20 protein-coding genes and 1 tRNA gene are annotated in these 20374 nt (G+C 37.0%); 2 read left to right on the forward strand and 19 right to left on the reverse strand.

Annotated features, from left to right (window positions below; translation table 11 throughout):
- Positions 1-72: transfer RNA gene (locus AC3WVA_RS26260), tRNA-Asn, on the reverse strand.
- A gap of 113 nt (positions 73-185) precedes the next feature.
- Complete coding sequence (locus AC3WVA_RS26265; protein WP_048529183.1) at positions 186-644, reverse strand: SprT family protein; 459 nt, start codon at positions 642-644, stop codon at positions 186-188.
- A gap of 195 nt (positions 645-839) precedes the next feature.
- Between AC3WVA_RS26265 and cmpA the strand changes: the two genes are divergently transcribed.
- Positions 840-956, forward strand: coding sequence for a cortex morphogenetic protein CmpA (cmpA, locus tag AC3WVA_RS26270; protein ID WP_001143642.1), 117 nt, complete (start codon positions 840-842; stop codon positions 954-956).
- A gap of 58 nt (positions 957-1014) precedes the next feature.
- Here the strand turns inward: cmpA and AC3WVA_RS26275 are convergent, their stop codons facing one another.
- From AC3WVA_RS26275 to acpS, 6 genes are all read right to left on the reverse strand, one after another.
- Positions 1015-3183, reverse strand: coding sequence for a Tex family protein (locus tag AC3WVA_RS26275; RefSeq protein ID WP_141539648.1), 2169 nt, complete (start codon positions 3181-3183; stop codon positions 1015-1017).
- A gap of 67 nt (positions 3184-3250) precedes the next feature.
- Positions 3251-3601, reverse strand: coding sequence for a type II toxin-antitoxin system endoribonuclease NdoA (gene ndoA / locus AC3WVA_RS26280; protein ID WP_000635963.1), 351 nt, complete (start codon positions 3599-3601; stop codon positions 3251-3253).
- A gap of 4 nt (positions 3602-3605) precedes the next feature.
- The gene (locus tag AC3WVA_RS26285) at positions 3606-3893 is read right to left on the reverse strand and encodes an antitoxin EndoAI (RefSeq protein WP_000004570.1); all 288 of its coding nucleotides are present in this window, start codon (positions 3891-3893) and stop codon (positions 3606-3608) included.
- A gap of 310 nt (positions 3894-4203) precedes the next feature.
- Positions 4204-5373: an alanine racemase gene (gene alr / locus AC3WVA_RS26290; RefSeq protein WP_098345070.1), complete on the reverse strand. Its 1170-nt coding sequence runs from the start codon at positions 5371-5373 to the stop codon at positions 4204-4206.
- A gap of 118 nt (positions 5374-5491) precedes the next feature.
- On the reverse strand, positions 5492-6505 hold the full coding sequence (locus AC3WVA_RS26295; protein ID WP_492322314.1) for a LolA family protein: 1014 nt from the start codon (positions 6503-6505) through the stop codon (positions 5492-5494).
- Between the two features lie 93 nt (positions 6506-6598).
- On the reverse strand, positions 6599-6958 hold the full coding sequence (acpS, locus tag AC3WVA_RS26300; RefSeq protein WP_048529178.1) for a holo-ACP synthase: 360 nt from the start codon (positions 6956-6958) through the stop codon (positions 6599-6601).
- Between the two features lie 92 nt (positions 6959-7050).
- On the opposite strand from acpS, the gene AC3WVA_RS26305 reads away from it, so the two are divergent.
- Positions 7051-7599: a rhomboid family intramembrane serine protease gene (locus AC3WVA_RS26305; protein WP_098345068.1), complete on the forward strand. Its 549-nt coding sequence runs from the start codon at positions 7051-7053 to the stop codon at positions 7597-7599.
- A 162-nt stretch (positions 7600-7761) separates the two neighbouring features.
- On the opposite strand, the gene uvsE is transcribed toward AC3WVA_RS26305, so the two are convergent.
- From uvsE to AC3WVA_RS26360, 11 genes are all read right to left on the reverse strand, one after another.
- Positions 7762-8724, reverse strand: a complete 963-nt coding sequence (uvsE, locus tag AC3WVA_RS26310) for a UV DNA damage repair endonuclease UvsE (protein ID WP_417902670.1) — start codon at positions 8722-8724, stop codon at positions 7762-7764.
- A gap of 96 nt (positions 8725-8820) precedes the next feature.
- Complete coding sequence (gene cshA, locus AC3WVA_RS26315; RefSeq protein WP_048529172.1) at positions 8821-10407, reverse strand: degradosome RNA helicase CshA; 1587 nt, start codon at positions 10405-10407, stop codon at positions 8821-8823.
- 305 nt (positions 10408-10712) lie between these two features.
- Positions 10713-12089 (reverse strand): UDP-N-acetylmuramoyl-tripeptide--D-alanyl-D-alanine ligase, encoded by a 1377-nt coding sequence (gene murF / locus AC3WVA_RS26320; protein ID WP_071757097.1) that lies wholly within the window; start codon positions 12087-12089, stop codon positions 10713-10715.
- Positions 12090-12149: 60 nt separating this feature from the next.
- On the reverse strand, positions 12150-13235 hold the full coding sequence (locus tag AC3WVA_RS26325; RefSeq protein ID WP_048529164.1) for a D-alanine--D-alanine ligase: 1086 nt from the start codon (positions 13233-13235) through the stop codon (positions 12150-12152).
- A gap of 281 nt (positions 13236-13516) precedes the next feature.
- Positions 13517-14788: an MDR family MFS transporter gene (locus AC3WVA_RS26330; RefSeq protein ID WP_048529162.1), complete on the reverse strand. Its 1272-nt coding sequence runs from the start codon at positions 14786-14788 to the stop codon at positions 13517-13519.
- Positions 14789-14895: 107 nt separating this feature from the next.
- The gene (gene bcaP, locus AC3WVA_RS26335) at positions 14896-16311 is read right to left on the reverse strand and encodes a branched-chain amino acid transporter BcaP (RefSeq protein ID WP_048529160.1); all 1416 of its coding nucleotides are present in this window, start codon (positions 16309-16311) and stop codon (positions 14896-14898) included.
- A 231-nt stretch (positions 16312-16542) separates the two neighbouring features.
- Positions 16543-17715 carry a homogentisate 1,2-dioxygenase gene (locus tag AC3WVA_RS26340; RefSeq protein WP_048529159.1) on the reverse strand — a complete coding sequence of 391 codons (1173 nt, stop codon included), beginning with the start codon at positions 17713-17715 and terminating at the stop codon, positions 16543-16545.
- Positions 17681-18637, reverse strand: a complete 957-nt coding sequence (locus AC3WVA_RS26345) for a fumarylacetoacetate hydrolase family protein (protein WP_098345067.1) — start codon at positions 18635-18637, stop codon at positions 17681-17683. Before AC3WVA_RS26345 ends, AC3WVA_RS26340 begins: the two co-directional genes overlap by 35 nt.
- Before the next feature lie 66 nt (positions 18638-18703).
- Complete coding sequence (hppD, locus tag AC3WVA_RS26350; RefSeq protein WP_098345066.1) at positions 18704-19822, reverse strand: 4-hydroxyphenylpyruvate dioxygenase; 1119 nt, start codon at positions 19820-19822, stop codon at positions 18704-18706.
- Between the two features lie 309 nt (positions 19823-20131).
- Positions 20132-20251: a DUF3948 family protein gene (locus AC3WVA_RS26355; RefSeq protein ID WP_001984893.1), complete on the reverse strand. Its 120-nt coding sequence runs from the start codon at positions 20249-20251 to the stop codon at positions 20132-20134.
- Positions 20252-20284: 33 nt separating this feature from the next.
- The coding region (locus tag AC3WVA_RS26360; RefSeq protein WP_002163772.1) for a DUF3948 family protein at positions 20285-20374 on the reverse strand (90 nt) is incomplete at its 5' end.

Below are 20374 nucleotides of genomic sequence, written 5' to 3' on the forward strand. Positions count from 1 at the left end.
CTCCGCAGGTAGGACTCGAACCTACGACCGATCGGTTAACAGCCGATAGCTCTACCACTGAGCTACTGCGGAATAATGAAGACAATTTGTATCTTATAAAAATTCTCATCGTAAGTCAAGAAGTTTTTTACAACATCTTGTACAAACGTGACATGTTTATAATATACTGGATTGCGTTTTCACTGTCAAGATGTTTTCTTTATCAGAATTAGTTTCCCTTTACACTTTCCGCAGACATATCTTTTTGTATTTATTTGACGTCTTCTTACATATTGAAGCAAACACTCCATACATTCATACATATAAACCTTTTTTTCGCTCTCTTCATTCATCATTCGTTTACAAAAGCGCGGCGCACCAACTGCCTTTAATAGTTCACGAAAATCCTTATCCCTGTGCTTATACCCTCTTCCTGTAATATGTAAGTGATAATGGCAAAGTTCATGTTTAACGATCCCAACTAATTCTTCTTCCCCATACATTTCGTAATATCGATAATTCAGTTCAATATTGTGTGTATTCAGTAGATAACGCCCACCAGTTGTACGTAACCTACTATTAAACATTGCCTTATGTACAAACGGCATTCCGAAATATTGCATTGATACTTCTTCCACTAGCCGCTGTATTTCTTGCTCATCCATTTTCATTCCTCCTAAACAAAAAAATATTTTTACACTTTTCTCCTCTCTTATACATATATTAAATAGTACATATACCCATCCTCATTCAAGAAGCGTGGTTTCTAAAAACATAGCAGAAATAGAAATCCACTCACCAACCTCTCATCAATAGTACCTTACATTTTTGAGAGTAGGATTAAACAAGGAGGGATTCCTATGCCTACATGGCTCAAAAAACAAATGCAACGCGCATATTTCGAAAAAAACCGGTATCAAATTAAATTACTAAATGAATGCTGGTTTTATTATAGCAAAATACATCAAAGCTCATAATTCATTACACTTTTTATCCTATTAAAAAAAGAGCAGTTTTATCTGCTCTCTTCTTTTACTATTCAATCGGCAACATAGATAGTGCAACGCGACCTTTTTTCGTATCAATATCATCTACCCATACTTTAACGATTTGTCCGACAGATACAATATCTAACGGATGCTTCACGTATTGTTTGCTTAGTTTAGAAATATGTACTAAACCATCTTGTTTTACACCTACATCGACAAACGCACCAAAATCAACAACGTTACGAACTGTTCCTTCCAGTTCCATACCACGTTTTAAATCTTCTAATTTCAAAATCCCTTTTTTCAGAAGTGGTTTAGGCAACTCGTCCCTCATATCTCGCTCCGGACTAATGAGTGCATCTATAATATCAACTAATGTAGGCTCTCCAACTCCCGTTTCTTGCGACAACTTAGAAATCTCCACTTCTTCTAAGCTCTTTTGTAATTGTGGTTGCCCTACGTCATCTTTTGATAACCCTAGATTCTTCAATAACAATTCAACATTTTTATATTGTTCTGGATGAATACCCGTTCGGTCTAACGGATTTGCCCCTTCTAATATACGTAAGAAACCTATACATTGTTCATATGTCTTCGCACCTAGACGTGGTATTTTCTTTAAGTCTGTTCGTTTTGTAAACTTCCCTTCTTCTTCACGCTTTGCTACAATATTTTTCGCAACAGTTTTCGATAAACCCGAAACATATTGCAATAACGCAACTGAAGCTGTATTTACATTCACCCCAACTTGGTTAACTGCCGTCTCTACTACAAACGTTAACGATTCATTCAATCTCTTTTGAGATACATCATGTTGGTATTGTCCAACCCCAACTGATTTAGGGTCAATCTTTACAAGTTCAGCAAGTGGATCTTGCAGACGTCTTCCGATAGAAACCGCACTTCTTTCTTCAACCTGTAAATCCGGGAATTCCTCACGAGCTAAATCAGAAGCCGAATACACACTCGCACCAGCTTCATTCACAATAATATAGAAGACTTCTCGTTTCACATTTTGTAATACATCCACTATAAATTCTTCTGATTCTCTAGAAGCTGTACCATTCCCAATCGCAATCATTTCAACTTGATATTTATCTATAATAGAAAGAACTTTCGTTTTTGCATCTTCATATTTACGCACTGGTGGATGCGGATAAATAACATCAATATATAGAACTTTCCCCGTATCGTCTACAATAGCCAATTTACAACCCGTTCTATATGCAGGGTCTACAGCTAACACAACCTTTCCTTTCATTGGAGGTTGTAATAACAAATTACGTAAGTTCTCAGAGAAAATATGTATTGCTTGTTCCTCAGCTGTTTCTGTTAATTCTTTTCGAATCTCTCTTTCAATAGACGATTGAATTAATCGTTTATAACCATCCTCAATTGCTAACTTTACATACTGTGCACTTTTTGAATCGTTATCACGAATTACTTTCTTATATAAGAAAGTTACTATCTCATCTACTGGTGGAACAACAGAAACTCTCAATATATCTTCTTTCTCACCGCGATTCATCGCTAATACACGATGCGGTACCACTTTCTGCAACGGTTCTTCATAGCTGTAATACATTTCATATATATTCTTTTCATCTTTCTCTTCATCTTTTACAGCCGAAGACATAACACCTTTTCTAAAAGTAACATTCCGAATCCAACTACGATACGATGCTTCATCTGAAACGATTTCTGCAATAATATCTTGAGCACCTTGTAACGCTTCTTCTGCAGATTGCACTTCTTTCTCGGCGTTAATAAACTCCATTGCCTTCTGATTTGGATCTTCTTTCTTATATAACAATAACCATTCGGCTAATGGCTCTAGTCCTTTTTCTTTCGCAATCGTTGCTTTCGTTCTTCTTTTCTCTTTATATGGACGATATAAATCTTCTACTTCTTGCAACTTTGCAGCTTTCACAATTTGCTGACGTAACTCTCCTGTCAGTTTCCCCTTCTCATCAATAAGACGAATAACCTCTTCTTTCCTATCTTCAAGCTGCATCATATATTGCCATCTTTCTAAAATCGTACGAATTTGCACTTCATCTAAAGAGCCTGTCCATTCTTTTCGGTAACGAGCAATAAATGGAACTGTGTTACCTTCTTCTGTTAATTGAATAACATGACGAACTTGCTTTTCGGTAAAGCCTAATTCCTTCACTAACATTTTCATTAACGCTTGTCGATTATCTACCATTTCCATATACAACCGTAACCTCCTCTATAATAAAAAAAGTTGCCCTGTAAAGAGAGCAACTTAAACTGCCGATTTAAAAATCTATTAGTCCTAAACTAATTTGTAGCGCTTCATCTACACGAATCATCATCACTTCATCTAAATGAGTGATTTTGTCCGTTAAGCGCTGCTTATCGATTGTTCGAATCTGCTCAAGTAAAATAACAGAATCTCTCTCAAAACCGTACTTTTTCGCATCAATTTCCACATGAGTGGGTAATTTAGCTTTTTGAATCTGTGCAGTAATAGCCGCTACAATCACCGTTGGACTAAAACGATTTCCGATGTCATTTTGAATGACAAGAACCGGACGAACGCCTCCTTGCTCAGAACCAACAACTGGGGAAAGGTCTGCAAAATACACGTCGCCGCGTTTTACAATCAAAATATTACCCCCCGCTAACTAAGCGTTCTACTGTATGAGCTGCTTCATACTCTGCTAAGAAAGCTTCAGATGCAATACCAAGATTAATTTTTCCCATTTCAATGTACCCACGTCGCATTGATTCATGTTGGTAGCGTTTCTTCGTCTTATGTTGACGCAATAACAGTTGTGTTGCCTGGCAAATTAGTTCATGGCGATTCTTATTCTCTTGTTTTCCAATTCCGTCCAATTCCGTTACCATTTGCTTTGGCAACCGAACCACGATTTCAGTAGTTACACTTGATTCGGACACAAAAATACACCTCCACCGTCAACTACACACCCAAATATATATATGACACCTATTGTAATAATACCATTGTATGGAGCCTGTTGCAAAGACTTCCTTATTCCTTGCTTATGTTTTCCAATTCACAAACAAAACATTCATATTCTTTTATTTTTTATCTCATTACAACAAGAAACGGAAGAGTTTCTGCACTAAATTCACGTTAAATCATGTTAAAAGTAATGATAAGTAAAAAGCTTCTCGTCAAAAAACGAACTTATTCTTAACCAATGAACAGTCCTCTCAAATGACAAGAAGCAAATCATACTACCTTCTATATATTATTCAAATAATTGATTACTTCTACAACCTTGCCATTTCGTATAAATATTCTCGGCACCCGGAAGCTTATCGTTGCAATAATTTCATAATTAATAGTCCCGGAATATTCAGCAACCTCAGTAGCACTAATATACTCATCACCTTGTCTTCCAATAAGCGTAACTTTCGTACCCAGAGGCACTTCACAAGGAAGGTGTATCATGAATTGATCCATCGTTACTCGCCCTACAATCGGTACCCTTTCGCCATTTACAAGCACTTCAAATCCTTGTAATCTTCTAAGCCACCCATCTGCATACCCAATTGCAACGGTCGCAATCCATTCTTCCGTTTTCGTTCGATAAGTGACGTTATAACTAATCCCATCCCCTTTAATCACCTGCTTAATATGTGCAACTTTCGTATGCAGTGATAGCGCTGGTTCTAATTGAAACGGTAAAAAAGGGCGTATTTCTACAGACGGGGATAACCCATACATCGCAATGCCAATTCGTACTGCATTAAATGTAATCCCTTGAAAGCGTAGTGTTGCAGCACTATTAGCTGTATGAACAAACTTAGGATCCACTCCGAATTCTTTCAACCAACTTAACTGCTCCAAAAATGTGTTATATTGCTTATCGAAGTAAGAAGTCTCCACCTCATCCGCTGTTGCAAAATGTGTATAAACTCCTTCTAATTCTAAAAACGGTGCACCTTCTAAACTCTTTAAAAAGCCTTTTAATTCTTTACGTTCGCGTATCCCAATTCTCCCCATACCACTATCGAAATTAATATGGTACTTCATTGTAGACGAACCATCCCAAAGTTTGATTGCTTCATCTACCCATTCTTTTTGAAAAACAGTTAACGCCACATCATTTTCAGCAGCTACATTGACATCACGAGGCGGAGAAGGACCTAACACTAAAATTGGCACAGTAATACCAGCCCTTCGAAGCACTAAAGCTTCATCTAAAAAGGCAACCGCTAACCTTGTCGCCCCTGCTTCTAATGCCGTTTTGGCTACCGGTACATAATCGTGTCCATATGCATTGGCTTTAACTACAGCAAAAATCTCTACATCACTTGGAATGAAATTTTTAATATGTGTAATATTGTTATAGATCGCATCTAAATCCACTTCCACCCAAGTGTCACGGTAAAATGGTGCTTCTTCCATAAATACACTTCCTTATACACGATATGCGAAGCTTATTCTTTTATATGCTTCTTTTATGAAATCCACCCTTCAAACTAAGAAAAGACGTGGTGCACATATATCACCACGTCTAAGAAGTTTACTTCACTTGCTTCTCTGTAACTGAACGAGCAACCATTAATAGCTCCTTCGGCTCTAAACCTTTAGACACGAGCATATATTCTACTCCGTTATGCGACCATGTTAAAGAGTCTTTCGTCAATGCACCAATTGTAAATCCGAGATCAACCAATTCTCCGCTCACACTGATCGCTGACGAAGCTTCTGCAACTTTTGCCTTTTCTTGTATTAAAGTAAAGGATTTCTTACTTCCAGTGTATGTGAGTATCGCACGCTTGCCACTGTCTGTCTTCAACTCTTTTTCATCTTTCAAAACCATACCTTGCGGCGTATCACGCGGATACAAAATAGCAAATGGTTTATCTTCTTTCGCTGTCGTTTGAACATCTACTTGCGCTCTAGACATATTTTGTTTCGTATCAAATGCACCTTTATCAAATTTCGCATCAAATTTCACTTTTGAGAAATCTACTTTCACAAGAACATTTTGATCATTATCCATTAACTTTACCGAAACTGGTGTTAAATCACTTTTCTTCAACGTAATCTCTTGTTTCGGTAACATGTTTTGATGTTGATAGTTTGTTTTCGTTTTAAAAATATAATACTTATCTGTTTTTTCAAAAGTAAGGTCTTTCTTATCCTGCAAAATATCTCTCACAAGGGATTCATATAAGTAAGCCTGGCTACTATTTTGCGGCCAATCACTTTGGAAACGGAAACTCTTATTAAGCGCTGGAGTTAATACAAATACCCCTTCTTCATTTCTTAAAATAATTTGGCTTTGATCTTTTTTCGCATTTTGCAAATTCACACGATAAAAAGAAGGTTCTTTATGCCATATTTCTACCTTATACTCCTGAGGCTCATTCCCTGTTTTAATAGATAATTTTGCTTCAGCTTGATAACTTTTCATCCCTTTGACTTTCGCCTCTAAATCTCTCACAACATCATCTTGTTTCTTTTCCATACAACCGGCCAACACAAAAACGGTTAACAAACCGACAAGAACTAAAAACAGACGCCTTTTCATCACTTCAGCCCCTTTGCCCCTATAAATGAATGGAAGATGTGCCTTCCTTATCGCTACCACAAATATATGAGACAAAGATATAAAATATGCAGACTAGCGTGACGAGCTTTCTAAAACAACTTGAGCGACAGCAAATTCCCTACTATGACTAATTGATAAATGAACAATATGCTCTGTACTTGCAATAAGAATAGGCTTACCTCTATCATCGTTTCTTACTTCAATATCTAAAAAACTTACTTCTTTCCCGATACCCGTCCCTACCGCTTTTGAATATGCCTCTTTTGCTGCAAATCTTCCGGCCACAAACTCTGTAAGACGACTTCCCTTCAGCTCCTTAGCAACATTACGTTCACTTTCAGTTAAAATACGTTCCATAAATTTAAGCTTTCCATCTAGCATTTTTTCAATTCGATTCAATTCAATAATATCGATTCCAATCCCTACAATCATTTCAAAATCCCCTTCTTCTATTTAGCTTTCTTTTTTCATATTGTAAGAATAACAGAGAATCTTTCTGATGCAAAAGGAGTGATACTCACAACATGCTAATACCATCTGCCCGCATTTCCTTACAACCAATCGTCATCGCTTTACTTCTCATACAATTAGTCATGTTTATGTTAGGCGACTTTTTTCTCTTTCCACTGGCAGCCTATAATGAATATATCGCTAAAGGAGAATGGTGGCGTCTCATAACTTCCTTACTTGTACATGTAGACTTACAACATTTTCTTTCTAATAGTATTTGTTTATTTGTGCTTGGCTCTTCTATTGAAAAACAACTAGGGCACTTTTCTTTCATCATTATTTTTTTCCTTTCTGGCATTCTTGGAAATATTTCTTCTTATCTTATTATGCCTCTTGAATATATTCATGCCGGAGCATCTGGCGGTATTTTCGGATTGCTAGGTGCACAATTATTTCTACTGTATAGTCGATATCGTTCTTCCAATCCAAGAGACATCGCTATTTTTTCAATTATGATATGTATATTACTACTATTCACTTTCTTCAATCCCTCTGCTAATCCTATCAGCCATTTAACAGGATTGATCATTGGTGGTATTTGCACCCCTTTATTAATAAAGTGAAACTTTAATCAGTGGGGGTGTCCATCCCCACTGATTATTAACCCTCACCAATCAGGCTTTTACGAGCATTCCTACTCCCACCTTCCCCTCGTATTCACCAATTTTTAAGGTGGGAGTCTTACTGCCCGCAAATAGCGGGGCAAAAAATCGATGGTGCAGAGCTCATTTAATATAAAAGCTCGCACCATCGACAATTTCCACATCTGTTTGTTCACTTAAATCTCTCATAAGTTCAAATAAAGACTCATCCTTCTTCTTCGCTTCAATCATACAATCAATTTGCGGAACACTTCCCTTTATCTTTTTTAAGAAAGATAAAAAAGTATCTACATCAATAAAGTCCGCATGCGCTCTCGGGTCTTTTCCCTCTCTAGGGCTAGAAATGTGCATTTTCACTGGTAACAAAGACGATTCCCACGTATGTACAACACGGGCCCAATCTTCATGCCAATCTTCTCGATCATGATTCATCATATGGTGATGCAAATCGAACACGACTGGAATATCTAATTTCTCACCTAAATACAATGTTTCTTCTAAAGAAAATGTCGTGTCATCATTTTCTAATATAATCATCTCTTGTATACCTCTCGGAACACTCGACCAATTTTCTATAAAGCGTTCTAATGCGAGCTCCTTATCTTTATAACCTCCACCCACATGCAATACACATCGTTGTTTATGTTCAATTCCCATACCTTTTAATAATTTTTTATGCATTTGTAATGTCTTTACAGATTGTTTAAAAATACTCTCCTCAGGTGAATTGAGTACAACAAAATGATCTGGATGAAAATCAATACGCATATTCATTCGAATAGCGTATTCACCTAGTACTTTTAAATTTTCTTTTAATGGGCGAATATAGTTCCAGTCTAACAACTCCTCATGATTCGCTAAAGGAATCAACTTGGAACTTAGTCGAAAGAACGATATATCATGTCCTCTATTATGCTTTAATAACCGTAAACAGTTTTCCAAATTCGAATTCGCAATTCTTTCAAGCTTGCGAATCGCCGCTTCTCGATCATCTATTTTTTGAAATTGCGCGTACGTCATCGTTTGAGATGGAGATGCGTTTTTCAAATGTACACTCATTGCGACATACCCAAGCCTTACAAGCATGTAGCACCTCATTTCTACACAAGTTATTATGTAGTATGTACAATTACAGAAATAAAAAAAGAGAATGCCGGCAAAGGGCATTCTCTTTTTTTATTATTAAGCTTGTGGCTTACGGCTATGATGTTTTCTTTCGCCGCGTCCGTTTGAAGATCCTGGGCGACCTTGACCTTCTCCACGACGACCACGGTTACCATCACGGCTACCTTCACGATTACGATCACGGTTACCGTCGCGATTACGACCATCACGGTTACGGTCACGGTTACGACCATCGCCACCGCGTCCATCACGACTACGATTACGGTTACCATCACGGTATCCGCCTCCGTTACCGCCGCGTTTTTTAGAACCGCCACCTCTTGAAACAACTGGTGGTTCTGACGTTAAAGCGATTGGAGTTGTATCTGGCTCTTTTGTCATCATTTTTAAAGCAGCAGCTACTACTGTTACAGAATCATTTTCTTCTAACATTTCTTCTGCAATACGCTTGTAGTATGCTAAGTTTTCATTTTCAATTGTGCTTTGAAGCTTTTCAGCGATTAAACGTTGTTGACCTTCTAGTGCCTCGTCAAGTGTCGGTGCATCCATACGGTCCATTTTACGTTTTGTTGTACGCTCGATATTTTTTAATTGTCCTGATTCACGTGGTGTTACAAATAGCATTGCAATACCTTTTTTACCCGCACGACCAGTACGGCCAATACGGTGAACGTATGATTCTGGATCTTGTGGAATATCGAAGTTATATACGTGTGTTACGCCTGAAATATCAAGACCACGTGCAGCAACGTCTGTTGCAACAAGAACTTCGATAGAACCTTCTTTAAATTTACGTAGTACAGACATACGTTTCGCCTGAGTTAAATCACCATGGATACCTTCTGCAGCATAACCACGTAAGTTTAATGCTTCTGATAATTCATCAACACGACGCTTCGTACGACCGAATACAATCGCAAGTTCTGGAGATTGAATATCTAGTAAGCGTGTTAATACGTCAAACTTTTTCTTTTCTTGCACTTCTAAATAGAACTGCTGAATGTTTGGCATTGTTACTTCTTTTGCTTTTACTTTGATGTGTTGAGGCTCAGTCATGAAACGCTCAGCAATACGACGGATTGGATCTGGCATTGTTGCTGAGAATAATAATGTTTGATGCGTTTCTGGCACATCTGTTAAAATTGCTTCAATGTCTTCAATGAAGCCCATGTTTAACATTTCATCCGCTTCGTCAAGAACAACTGTCTCTACGTTTTGTAGACGAAGTGTTTTACGGTTAATATGATCTAAAATACGACCCGGCGTACCAACAATAATGTGTGGGTGTTTTTTTAGAGCACGAATTTGGCGGTTAATATCTTGACCACCGTAAATTGGTAAAATACGAACGCGTTTATGTTTACCAATTTTGTATAGCTCTTCTCCAACTTGGATTGCTAATTCACGCGTTGGCGCGATAACAATACCTTGTACTGATTCTTTATTTGTATCCACTTTGTCTAATAGTGGTAATCCGAATGCTGCCGTTTTCCCTGTACCTGTTTGTGCTTGCCCAATAATATCTTTACCTTGCAATGCATGAGGAATTGTTTCAGCTTGAATCGGCGTAGCCTCTTCAAAGCCCATACTTTCAACAGATTGCAGTAAAGACTCACTTAATCCTAATTCTCGAAATGTTGTCAATGTTACTTCTCCTTTTCTATCCTATACTTATCATTTAAAAAAAGGCGTTTTCCGAATTTGCGGAAAAGCCCTTTTCCTGAATGCTCACGTATATAAACGGGCGTATATTCTTCGCGAAAATACTTCTAAACGTTATTACACTTTATCAATTATAAGTTTTGTATGTGTAAAAAGCAAACCCAACTGTTACCTTATTTTCATATTCAGAGTTTTTTTCTTCACTTTTATTTTTTTATATTTACTGTAAGCGCTTATTATAAGTTTCTTCTATTTTCGTAGCTATCATCCCTATTTATATACTCCAATTATTTCAACATCGTAATTACTTCTTCCAATTTCATCCCGCGAGATGCTTTTATTAATACAACATCTTTCGCGTCGACTACTGCTTGCAACTCTTTTACTAACTCTTCTTTATTATCATACGCCTTTACACGTTCATTAGGGAAATTAATTTTTGCGCCTTCAGCAATTTGAGCCCCTAATTTACCATATGTGAACACATATGCGATTTTTGCTGGATCGATTAATTTACCTACTTCATAATGAAATTGTACTTCTTGATTTCCAAGCTCTAGCATATCCCCAAGCACAACAATCTTTTTAGCAAATCCATCTAAACCATTCATTAAGTGGAATGCTGCTTCCATAGCCGTAGGACTTGCATTATAAGCATCGTTGATAATTGTTAATCCACTGTTTGTTTTTACAATTTCCATACGCATGCCTGTCATTTGAAGCGTTACTAAACCTTCTTTCATCTCTTCCCACGTTACACCAAAATGTTTCGCAATTGCCATAGAAGCAAGCGTATTATACACATTGTGTTTCCCTAATACTGGTAGATAGAATGAAATATTTTCTTCTCTATTCATTTTAAAGTGTGTCCCAGTTGCTTGTAACGTTACAGTCGTTGGATAGTAATCATTTGCTCTAGCATCACCAAACGTAACTGTTTCAGCTATTAAATTCATTTCAGGAACACGATTCGTTAATAACGGCTCATCTCCGTTATATACGAACACTCCACCTTCTTGTAATCCTGTCACAATTTCTAATTTCGCTTCAGCAATAGCCTCACGAGATCCTAAATCCATTAAATGTGCCTCACCAATGTTCGTAATGATAGCTGCATTTGGACGGGCTAACTTAGATAGGAATTCAATTTCCCCGCGGCTTGACATTCCCATTTCTAATACAGCTACTTCTGTATTTTCTTCTAAGTTTAAAATAGTAAGAGGTAGCCCGATATGATTATTGAAGTTTCCTTCTGTTTTTTGAACTTTGAATTTTGTCGCAAGAAGACTTGTTACAATATCTTTTGTAGATGTTTTACCGTTACTACCTGTCACACCAATAACTTTAACATCCAATTGATCGCGATAATTTTTCGCTAACATTTGCAATGCTGATAGTGTGTCTTCTACAAAAATAACTGGAAGATTCTCAGGCGGATTCGCTACATCTTTCATCCATAACGTCGCTACTGCTCCATTTTCAACAGCTTTATCTACAAAAGCATGTCCATCGAAACGTTCACCTTGAATCGGAACATATAGATTTCCTTTTTCGATTTTTCTCGTATCAATAGACACTCCTTGTATAGTAGTTCCCTCATATTGCTCTGCTAATCCCGTACCATTTATCATCTGTTCTACTTGTTTTAACGTTCGCTTTATCATGAAAACACTCCTTACATAGAGGAAGCACTATTCCTGCGAATAGTGCCTCCTCCTTTTTTGTTAGATTGTATATTTAATTTTTTGTTTTTCTTCGTGACGATCAATTGCTAAACGAATTAGCTCTTCAATTAATTCCGGATACGGCAATCCAGTATGTTGCCATAGTAGAGGGAACATACTAAACGGCGTAAATCCTGGCATCGTATTCACTTCGTTTATATATACTTCTCCATCTTGCGTTAAGAAGAAATCAGCTCTTGTTAAGCCAGCGCCGTCTAACGATTGGAATGCAATAATCGCATCTCGCTTAATAACGTTAGATTCTTCTTCTGTCATTTCAGCTGGGATAATTAACGCTGTATCACCATCGATGTATTTCGACTTATAATCATAGAAGTCTTTTTTCGGTACGATTTCACCTACAACTGAACATTTCGGCTCATCATTACCTAGTACACCAACTTCTACTTCACGTCCAACGATATTTTCTTCCACAATAATTTTACGGTCAAATTGGAACGCCTCTTCAAATGCATTCTCAAGTTCTTCACGGTTTTTACACTTATTAATACCAACACTTGAACCAAGGTTTGCTGGTTTTACAAAGCAAGGATATCCTAATACTTCTTCTACTTTTTCATATGCTGTTTCACGATCTTTTTCCCATGCGCTACGAATGAATGATGCATATTTTGCTTGTTTCAATCCAGCTTCTGCAAAGATGTTTTTCATAACAACTTTATCCATACCAGCTGCAGATGCTAAAACACCATTTCCAACATAAGGAATGTTCATTAATTCTAATAATCCTTGAACCGTTCCATCTTCACCATTTGGTCCATGTAGTAATGGGAAAATAACGTCGATAGCATTTTCCTCAGAAGCTGCAGATGGAATAATTTCTGTGCTTAATGATAACGGAGAAATCGCATTTTCTGCACCGCTCATTTTTAGAACTTCAACATCTGTTACTTCGCCTTCAATACGCTCACCACGAACCCATTGACCTTGTTCTGTAATATAAATTGGATGAATCTCGAATTTATCTTGATTTAATGCTTTAATAGCAGCAAGAGCCGTTTGTAGCGAAACTTGATGCTCAGCTGATTTTCCACCATATAATAAACCTAATTTAATTTTTGTCACTGAAATCACCCTAACCAATTGTTTTCATTTTTCTATTTTAGCACTTTTTATAAAAATAGGTAGTTCCTATTTGAAATAAAATGTAACTTCCACAAATAATTAAATGACACCACTTATTGGTTTTCTACACTTCTCCACTTAACTTTCTTCATAAATATATAAAGTGAAACTTTAATCAGTAGGGGTCTTACTGCCCATTAAAGTGGGATAAAATCGCAACCCAATCTAGTTATGTACCTAAAATATGTAGAAATCTCCTTTTTGTGTATGTCATCTACTTATTAAGAAGATTGTTTGGTCAGTGTGCTCTTTTGCCTTTGTTCAACGAGACGATCTAAAGAAACATATACAATACCTGCAACTACACATCCTACAGCTAAAATTGTAAATAGCAAGTGGCCAAGTAATTGATCTAATAAAAAACCTCCAAGAAGTGGACCGAATGCGCTTCCTGTAATCCACTGCAAACTCGCAGCTCCCATATAAGTCCCTCTCAAATGCTCAGGAGCTAAATTTGCTACAAACGTCATCTGTACAGGCGACATAATCATCTCACCTAACGTATATACGGCATACACAAGCATTAGTGTTATTAAAATAACTGTAACATTCGCATCAAATTCCCCAAACCACTTCGGTAACCACCCTATAAAAAATAATCCAATCCCAAACAAACATGCACCATATAACATCGTCTTTCCAACAGGCTTATCTGTGGCCCATTTTGAAATTTGAAATTGGAACAACACAACTAATAATCCGTTTAGCGCCATTAAATATGGGTATGGATTGTTAGTTCCAAAAATATCCTTCATTTCATTATCAAAGTGCAGTGGCAACATACCTTCTGTTTGAGAAAATCCCATCGAAATAATGATACCTGCTAATAAATAAATCATTAATGCTTTATCTCGCAATACAATTTTCCACACTGCTCCTGATTCCTTTTCTTTATCCTCTTCTTTACTCGTACTCTTTGGCATTGTCTCTTGAATAAGAATGAATACAAGTAATGCATAAAATAACATCGTAGACGAGGCAATAATAAACACGAGGTTCTTCGACAACATAACTACCGAAGCGCCCATTATTGGGCCAATTGCTGCACCTATATTGTGCCCCATTCGTAGTAAACCATATGCTTCTGTTCTTTTTTCTGGCGCTGTTACATCCGCAACCATCGCTGATGCAGCTGGATGAAATAACGAGTTACTTAATCCTAAAAAAACAGATAAAATCGCATAAGGAATAAATCCTTCTATAAATAAAAAACCGAGCATTAATACCGCATTACTCGTCATCGAAAATATCATAATCGGCTTTCTTCCATATATATCAGCAATTCTTCCCCCTATAATTGATCCAAAGCTTGCAGCAATTGGAGAAAGCGCCATAATAACTCCAACCTGTAATAATGAATCTACCTTATCTTTTAAATATAATGCAAAAAAAGGCATCAACATCATCATTGCAATTCCATTTAACGTCTCACCAATAAACCGTATCCATACGTTACGGTCCATCTCCCTTAACTCACGCCACGTGTTTTTCATCATTCCCCCCCTTTGTTCACCACCAATTATCTTATAACACATTCAGAAAAATGTAAATTTTCAGAACAAAAAATCCACCCTAACAGAATTAGGATGGATTTTTCTACTTATAAATTTGCTACATCGTCTTCGTCTTTACTATTATTTAACGCACTATGTTTTCGGCTATATAAGAAGTAAACCGCAATACCGATAACCATCCATATACCAAAACTAATCCAAGCTGTTCCGGATAATTGAAGCATTAAGTATAAACAAAAAATTACCGTTAACGCTGGTAAAAATGGTACAAGCGGCGCCTTAAATGCTCTTGGTAAATCAGGATGAGTTCTTCTCATTACAATAACAGCAACAGCTACAAGTGCAAAGGCTGATAAAGTCCCCATATTTACAAGATGCGCCAATACATTTAAATCTATTAATCCTGAAATAAGTGCTGCAATAATTCCCGTTGTCCATGTATTTAAAAACGGTGTTTTAAATTTAGGGTGAACTTTAGCAAGACGCTTCGGCAATAATCCATCTCTACTCATTGCATACGAAACACGTACTTGCCCATACATCATAACTAACATTACCGTCGTAATCCCTGTAATTGCTCCTACCGAAATTACTCCAGCCAAACCATCTTGTCCAATAAATTGAAGTGCAAAAGCAACTGGATCTGATATATTTAGCTGTCCGTATGGAACAATTCCTGTCAAAATAAGTGAAACAACAATATAAAGAACCGTACAAATTAATAAAGATGCAATAATGCCAATTGGTAAATCACGTTGCGGGCGTTTCACTTCTTCTGCTGCCGTTGAAACTGCATCAAACCCTATGAATGCAAAGAACACTGTAGCAGCTCCAGCCATTACACCATCTAAACCAAACGGCATAAAAGGTGTCCAGTTTTCAGGCTTCACATAATTAAAACCAGCAAAGATAAAAATAAGAACGACTGCTATTTTAATGAATACCATAATATTATTTACACGTGCACTTTCACGAACACCTCTAGATAAAAGAACTGTCATCACTAAAATAATTAGAACTGCAGGTAAATCAATTATTCCACCCTTTCCTGTTCCTGGGGCTGAGGAGAGAATGGTAGGAATATGGATTCCAAATCCCTTTAATAAAGATTGGAAATACGCAGACCAACCGTTTGCCACAGCAGATGTAGCAAGTAAATACTCCAGCATTAAGTCCCATCCAATTAAAAATGCGAATACTTCTCCCATCGTCGCATATGTGTACGTATACACACTGCCTGAGACAGGAACTGAAGAAGCAAATTCAGCATAACAAAATGCAGCAAAGGCACAAGCTAACGCGGCTATCGCAAATGATAATATAATAGCTGGTCCAGAATGTTTCGCTGCTACCACGCCCGTTAGAACAAAAATACCAGTTCCAACAATCGCCCCGATTCCAAGCATCGTTAAATCCAATGCGCCCAATGTTCTTGCTAACGTCTTTTGTTTACTCTCTTGCATTAACTTTGCAATAGGCTTCTTTTGAAAAATTTGCTTCATAGCATGCCCCTCCAAGTTTTAAATTTTCTGAAAATTTTTAATTCGCTTTTTCATTTTACCCATAGCACTTTTCTTAGTCAATACTTTTGTCGAAATAAGTAGAAATTCTTATGAATACGCATTCTCTTTATCCTTCTTTCCATATATCTTTCTATAACTTTTTTTGGTATTATTATACATGTCGATTCCATAAAAGAGGCATGCTCACTTATTGAGCATGCCTCTTTTTACTTATTTCACAGTATATGAACCCTCTTCAATCCAGCTATACATATATTTTTCATCTTCTGTTTCATGTGCTTGTTTTACAATACGAAGTGGACGGAATGTGTCTATCATAACAGCCAGTTCGAGTGTTTCTTTCTTCCCTATACTTCCCTCTGTTTTCCCAGGATGTGGCCCATGAGGAATTCCGCTCGGATGAAGTGTAATAGAACCTTCTTCCACACCTTTCCGGCTCATAAAGTTTCCTTCTACATAGTACAGTACTTCATCACTATTCACGTTACTATGATAATATGGTGCCGGAATAGATTCTGGATGATAGTCGTATAAACGTGGTACGAAAGAGCAAATAACGAAATTGTGACCTTCGAACGTTTGATGTACTGGAGGTGGCTGATGAATACGGCCTGTAATTGGTTCAAAGTCCTCTATATTAAAGACCCATGGATATAAATAACCATCCCATCCAACTACATCTAACGGATGGTGCCCTAAAACATGCTTATGCATATATCCTCTCGACTTTGTCATTACAACAAACTCACCTTTGTCATCATATGTCTCTAATTTTTCAGGGCCACGAATATCCCTCTCACAAAACGGACTATGCTCTAACAATTGTCCGTATTCATTACGATAGCGACGTGGCGTTGTAATTTGGCTATTTGCCTCTACAACAAGAAACTTAGTCTCTCCTTCATCTGGAATAACACGATAGATCGTTCCAATTGGAATCGTTACATAATCACCTTTTCTATAGTGAATCGTCCCAAACATCGTTTCAATTTTTCCTGTTCCGTAATGAACAAACAACATTTCATCTCCATCACCATTACGGTAGAAATAATCCATTTTTTCTGTTGGACTCACTACTCCAATTAACAAATCTTCATTTCCAAGTATGAAGTTTCTTCCACTTATTGCATCACCATTTTTTTTATTTTCTTTCGTGCGGAAGTGGCGATGAGCAAGAGCTACATCTTTTTCATACTGCAACTGACAAGAATGTGATAATGCCGAATGCGATACTTCGGTTGGCATATAATGATGATACAAAATAGATTGTGTACCAGAAAAACCTTTCGTTCCCATTACTTGTTCGCGATAAAGCGACCCATCTTTTTTACGGAATTGTACATGTCGTTTATGAGGTAGCTCCCCCATGTGACGATAAAACATGCCCATCACCTGCTTCCATTTCTTTTTTGACCGTATTACGTAATGTACCTAAACCAGTAATCGTAAGCTCTACAACATCTCCATCTTGCAGCCACTCTTCCGTACCCAGTTCTAAAATACAACCTGTTCCTACTGTCCCAGAACCAATCACATCGCCTGGATATAACGTAACGTCTTCCGAAGCACGTTCAATCATTTCAGCAAATGTATAGTAAATATCTTGGAAGTTCCCCTTTGATAATAACTTTCCATTTACATGAGCAGTCATCTCTAACTCATAACGGTCACCGTTACGATAAACATCTAATTCCTCTTTCGTAACAAGGTGCGCTCCTAATGAAGTTGCAAAATCTTTTCCTTTCGCTGGACCGAGTCCTACCTTCATTTCTGTTGCTTGTAAGTCCCTTGCACTCCAGTCATTCATAATACAATAACCAAAAATGTATTCCTCGGCTTGCTCACGAGAAATATTGCGTCCTTCTTTCCCAATTACGCAAGCAATCTCTAGCTCATAATCAAGTTTTTTAGATTTCTTCGGACCGATTACAAAATCATCCGGACCAATTACAGCACGATGGTTCGTAAAATAAAAAACCGGTATATCGTACCATTCAGGTACAACATCTAGCCCTCTTCGGCCACGAGCTGTTTTTACATGCTGTTCAAACGCGTAAAAATCCCGAATACTACTCGGATTAGGAATTGCCGCCGCTAATTGTACTTCCTCTAAGGAATATATCCCCTTTTCCGGATTCTTAATATTACGTAATACTTCTACATACTCATCCGCTTTCTCTAAAAAGGCGAACATAGAAGAAGGTAATTTCCCATCACTAGCAAGATTCATATCAATTACTTTGTCACCTTCAAGCCATCCCGCTCGCATTTCTTTTGAAGGAAGACGAAATGTAACAAATTTCATCATGATTCCTCCCTATGAAAATGAAATTTCCACCAACAAAAGAATTCTTGTTGGTGGATATAAATTTTATAAATTTCCGCGACGCTCTTGTTCTCTTTCAATTGATTCGAATAATGCTTTAAAGTTTCCTTCTCCAAATCCGCGAGAACCTTTACGTTGAATGATTTCAATAAATAAAGTTGGACGATCTACAATTGGCTTCGTAAAGATTTGTAGTAAGTATCCTTCATCATCGCGATCTACTAAGATCTTTAATTCTTTTAACTTATCAATTTCCTCATCAATTTTTCCAACTCGTGCACTTAACTCATCATAGTAAGTATCTGGTGTATCTAAAAACTCCACACCATTTGCACGAAGCGCTTCTACTGTTTTAACGATATCATTTGTTAGTAAAGCAAGATGTTGTACACCTGCTCCATTGTAGAACTCTAGATATTCTTGAATTTGTGATTTTCTCTTTCCATCTGCTGGCTCATTAATTGGGAACTTAATACGACTTCCATTTGTCATAACCTTCGACATTAATGCTGAATACTCTGTACTAATATCATCATCATCAAAATGGATCATTTGTTTAAAGCCCATAACGTTCTCGTAATAACTAACCCACTCTTCCATTTTTTCAACATTACCAACTACATGGTCTACAGCAATTAAACCTGACTCTTCAAACGGAATATCAAACTCAGCCTTTTGAAATCCTGGCATAAATGTTCCTTTATAATTTTTACGCTCTACAAGCGTGTGAATTGTATCACCATACGTACCAATAACTGCTTTTTTCAATGTACCGTGCTCGTCTGTTAACTCTACAGGTGGCGCAATTGCGACGGCACCACGTTTCACTGCTTCCGAGTATGCTTTATCAACATCGTCAACAAGTAATGCCACATCTTTCACACCATCACCATGAGTCTTTACAAACTCTGCAATACGATTGTCGCTACTTAAAGCCCCAGACACAACGAAACGCATATTTTTTTGCACAAGAACATAAGATACTTTCTCACGGTTACCAGTTTCCAATCCAGAGTAAGCCACAATTTTGAATCCGAATGCTCTCGCAAGGTAATAACTTGATTGCTTTGCATTTCCTACGTAAAATTCCAAATGATCTACATCACGTACTGGAAAAAAGTCCTCCATTTGTGCAGCTAGCGTATCCATAGATTTTTGTTTCATAAAATCCTCATCCCCCTGTAAATAGATTAAATGGTCCATAATTAAAACCAACCGAAAACGCTTCCAACATCAATTAATAGAAATTAGTTAGCAAGCTAACAAATTCTGACCTTTAAAATTTTCTATCTTTTCTGTCAAATTCCTCTTTTTTTCTTACATATAAAATTCGACTTTTTTCTCTTTAAAATAAAGGAAGGTTATTCATACTTGGAGGGATATATAGAAGAAAACAAAAAAGACCCCAACATATTAACTGCTTACTAATATGCTAGAGTCTTTATTTTTTTTGAATGATTGTATTTATATGTCTCATACTAATACTTTTGCAAGGAATAGAATAAATGATGTTAATACTACCGCTCCACCTAATGATCCTAATAAATCTGTTTTTGTTACTTGTAACACCTGTTCACTGTTCATATTCCTCATTCTCCTTTCATTTTGTATGATTTAAAACTTTTATTATACTAATACACTTGATAGAAATACGATTAATGCTGTTAATACTACTGCTCCACTTGCTGATCCTACGAAGTCACCTTTTGTTACTTG

This window comes from Bacillus sp. EB106-04-02-XG92 (genome assembly GCF_058791995.1).

Coding starts and splice junctions, on each gene's coding strand:
- AC3WVA_RS26305 (WP_098345068.1), top strand. CDS start 7,051: ATGCTAATACCATCTGCCCGCATTTCCTTACAACCAATCGTCATCGCT.
- murF (WP_071757097.1), bottom strand. CDS start 12,089: ATGATAAAGCGAACGTTAAAACAAGTAGAACAGATGATAAATGGTACG.
- hppD (WP_098345066.1), bottom strand. CDS start 19,822: ATGAAACAAAAATCTATGGATACGCTAGCTGCACAAATGGAGGACTTT.
- AC3WVA_RS26340 (WP_048529159.1), bottom strand. CDS start 17,715: ATGTTTTATCGTCACATGGGGGAGCTACCTCATAAACGACATGTACAA.
- AC3WVA_RS26345 (WP_098345067.1), bottom strand. CDS start 18,637: ATGAAATTTGTTACATTTCGTCTTCCTTCAAAAGAAATGCGAGCGGGA.
- AC3WVA_RS26265 (WP_048529183.1), bottom strand. CDS start 644: ATGGATGAGCAAGAAATACAGCGGCTAGTGGAAGAAGTATCAATGCAA.
- AC3WVA_RS26295 (WP_492322314.1), bottom strand. CDS start 6,505: ATGAAAAGGCGTCTGTTTTTAGTTCTTGTCGGTTTGTTAACCGTTTTT.
- acpS (WP_048529178.1), bottom strand. CDS start 6,958: ATGATTGTAGGGATTGGAATCGATATTATTGAATTGAATCGAATTGAA.
- alr (WP_098345070.1), bottom strand. CDS start 5,373: ATGGAAGAAGCACCATTTTACCGTGACACTTGGGTGGAAGTGGATTTA.
- bcaP (WP_048529160.1), bottom strand. CDS start 16,311: ATGAAGCAAATTTTTCAAAAGAAGCCTATTGCAAAGTTAATGCAAGAG.
- AC3WVA_RS26355 (WP_001984893.1), bottom strand. CDS start 20,251: ATGAGGAATATGAACAGTGAACAGGTGTTACAAGTAACAAAAACAGAT.
- cmpA (WP_001143642.1), top strand. CDS start 840: ATGCCTACATGGCTCAAAAAACAAATGCAACGCGCATATTTCGAAAAA.
- AC3WVA_RS26275 (WP_141539648.1), bottom strand. CDS start 3,183: ATGGAAATGGTAGATAATCGACAAGCGTTAATGAAAATGTTAGTGAAG.
- uvsE (WP_417902670.1), bottom strand. CDS start 8,724: ATGCTTGTAAGGCTTGGGTATGTCGCAATGAGTGTACATTTGAAAAAC.
- AC3WVA_RS26330 (WP_048529162.1), bottom strand. CDS start 14,788: ATGAAAAACACGTGGCGTGAGTTAAGGGAGATGGACCGTAACGTATGG.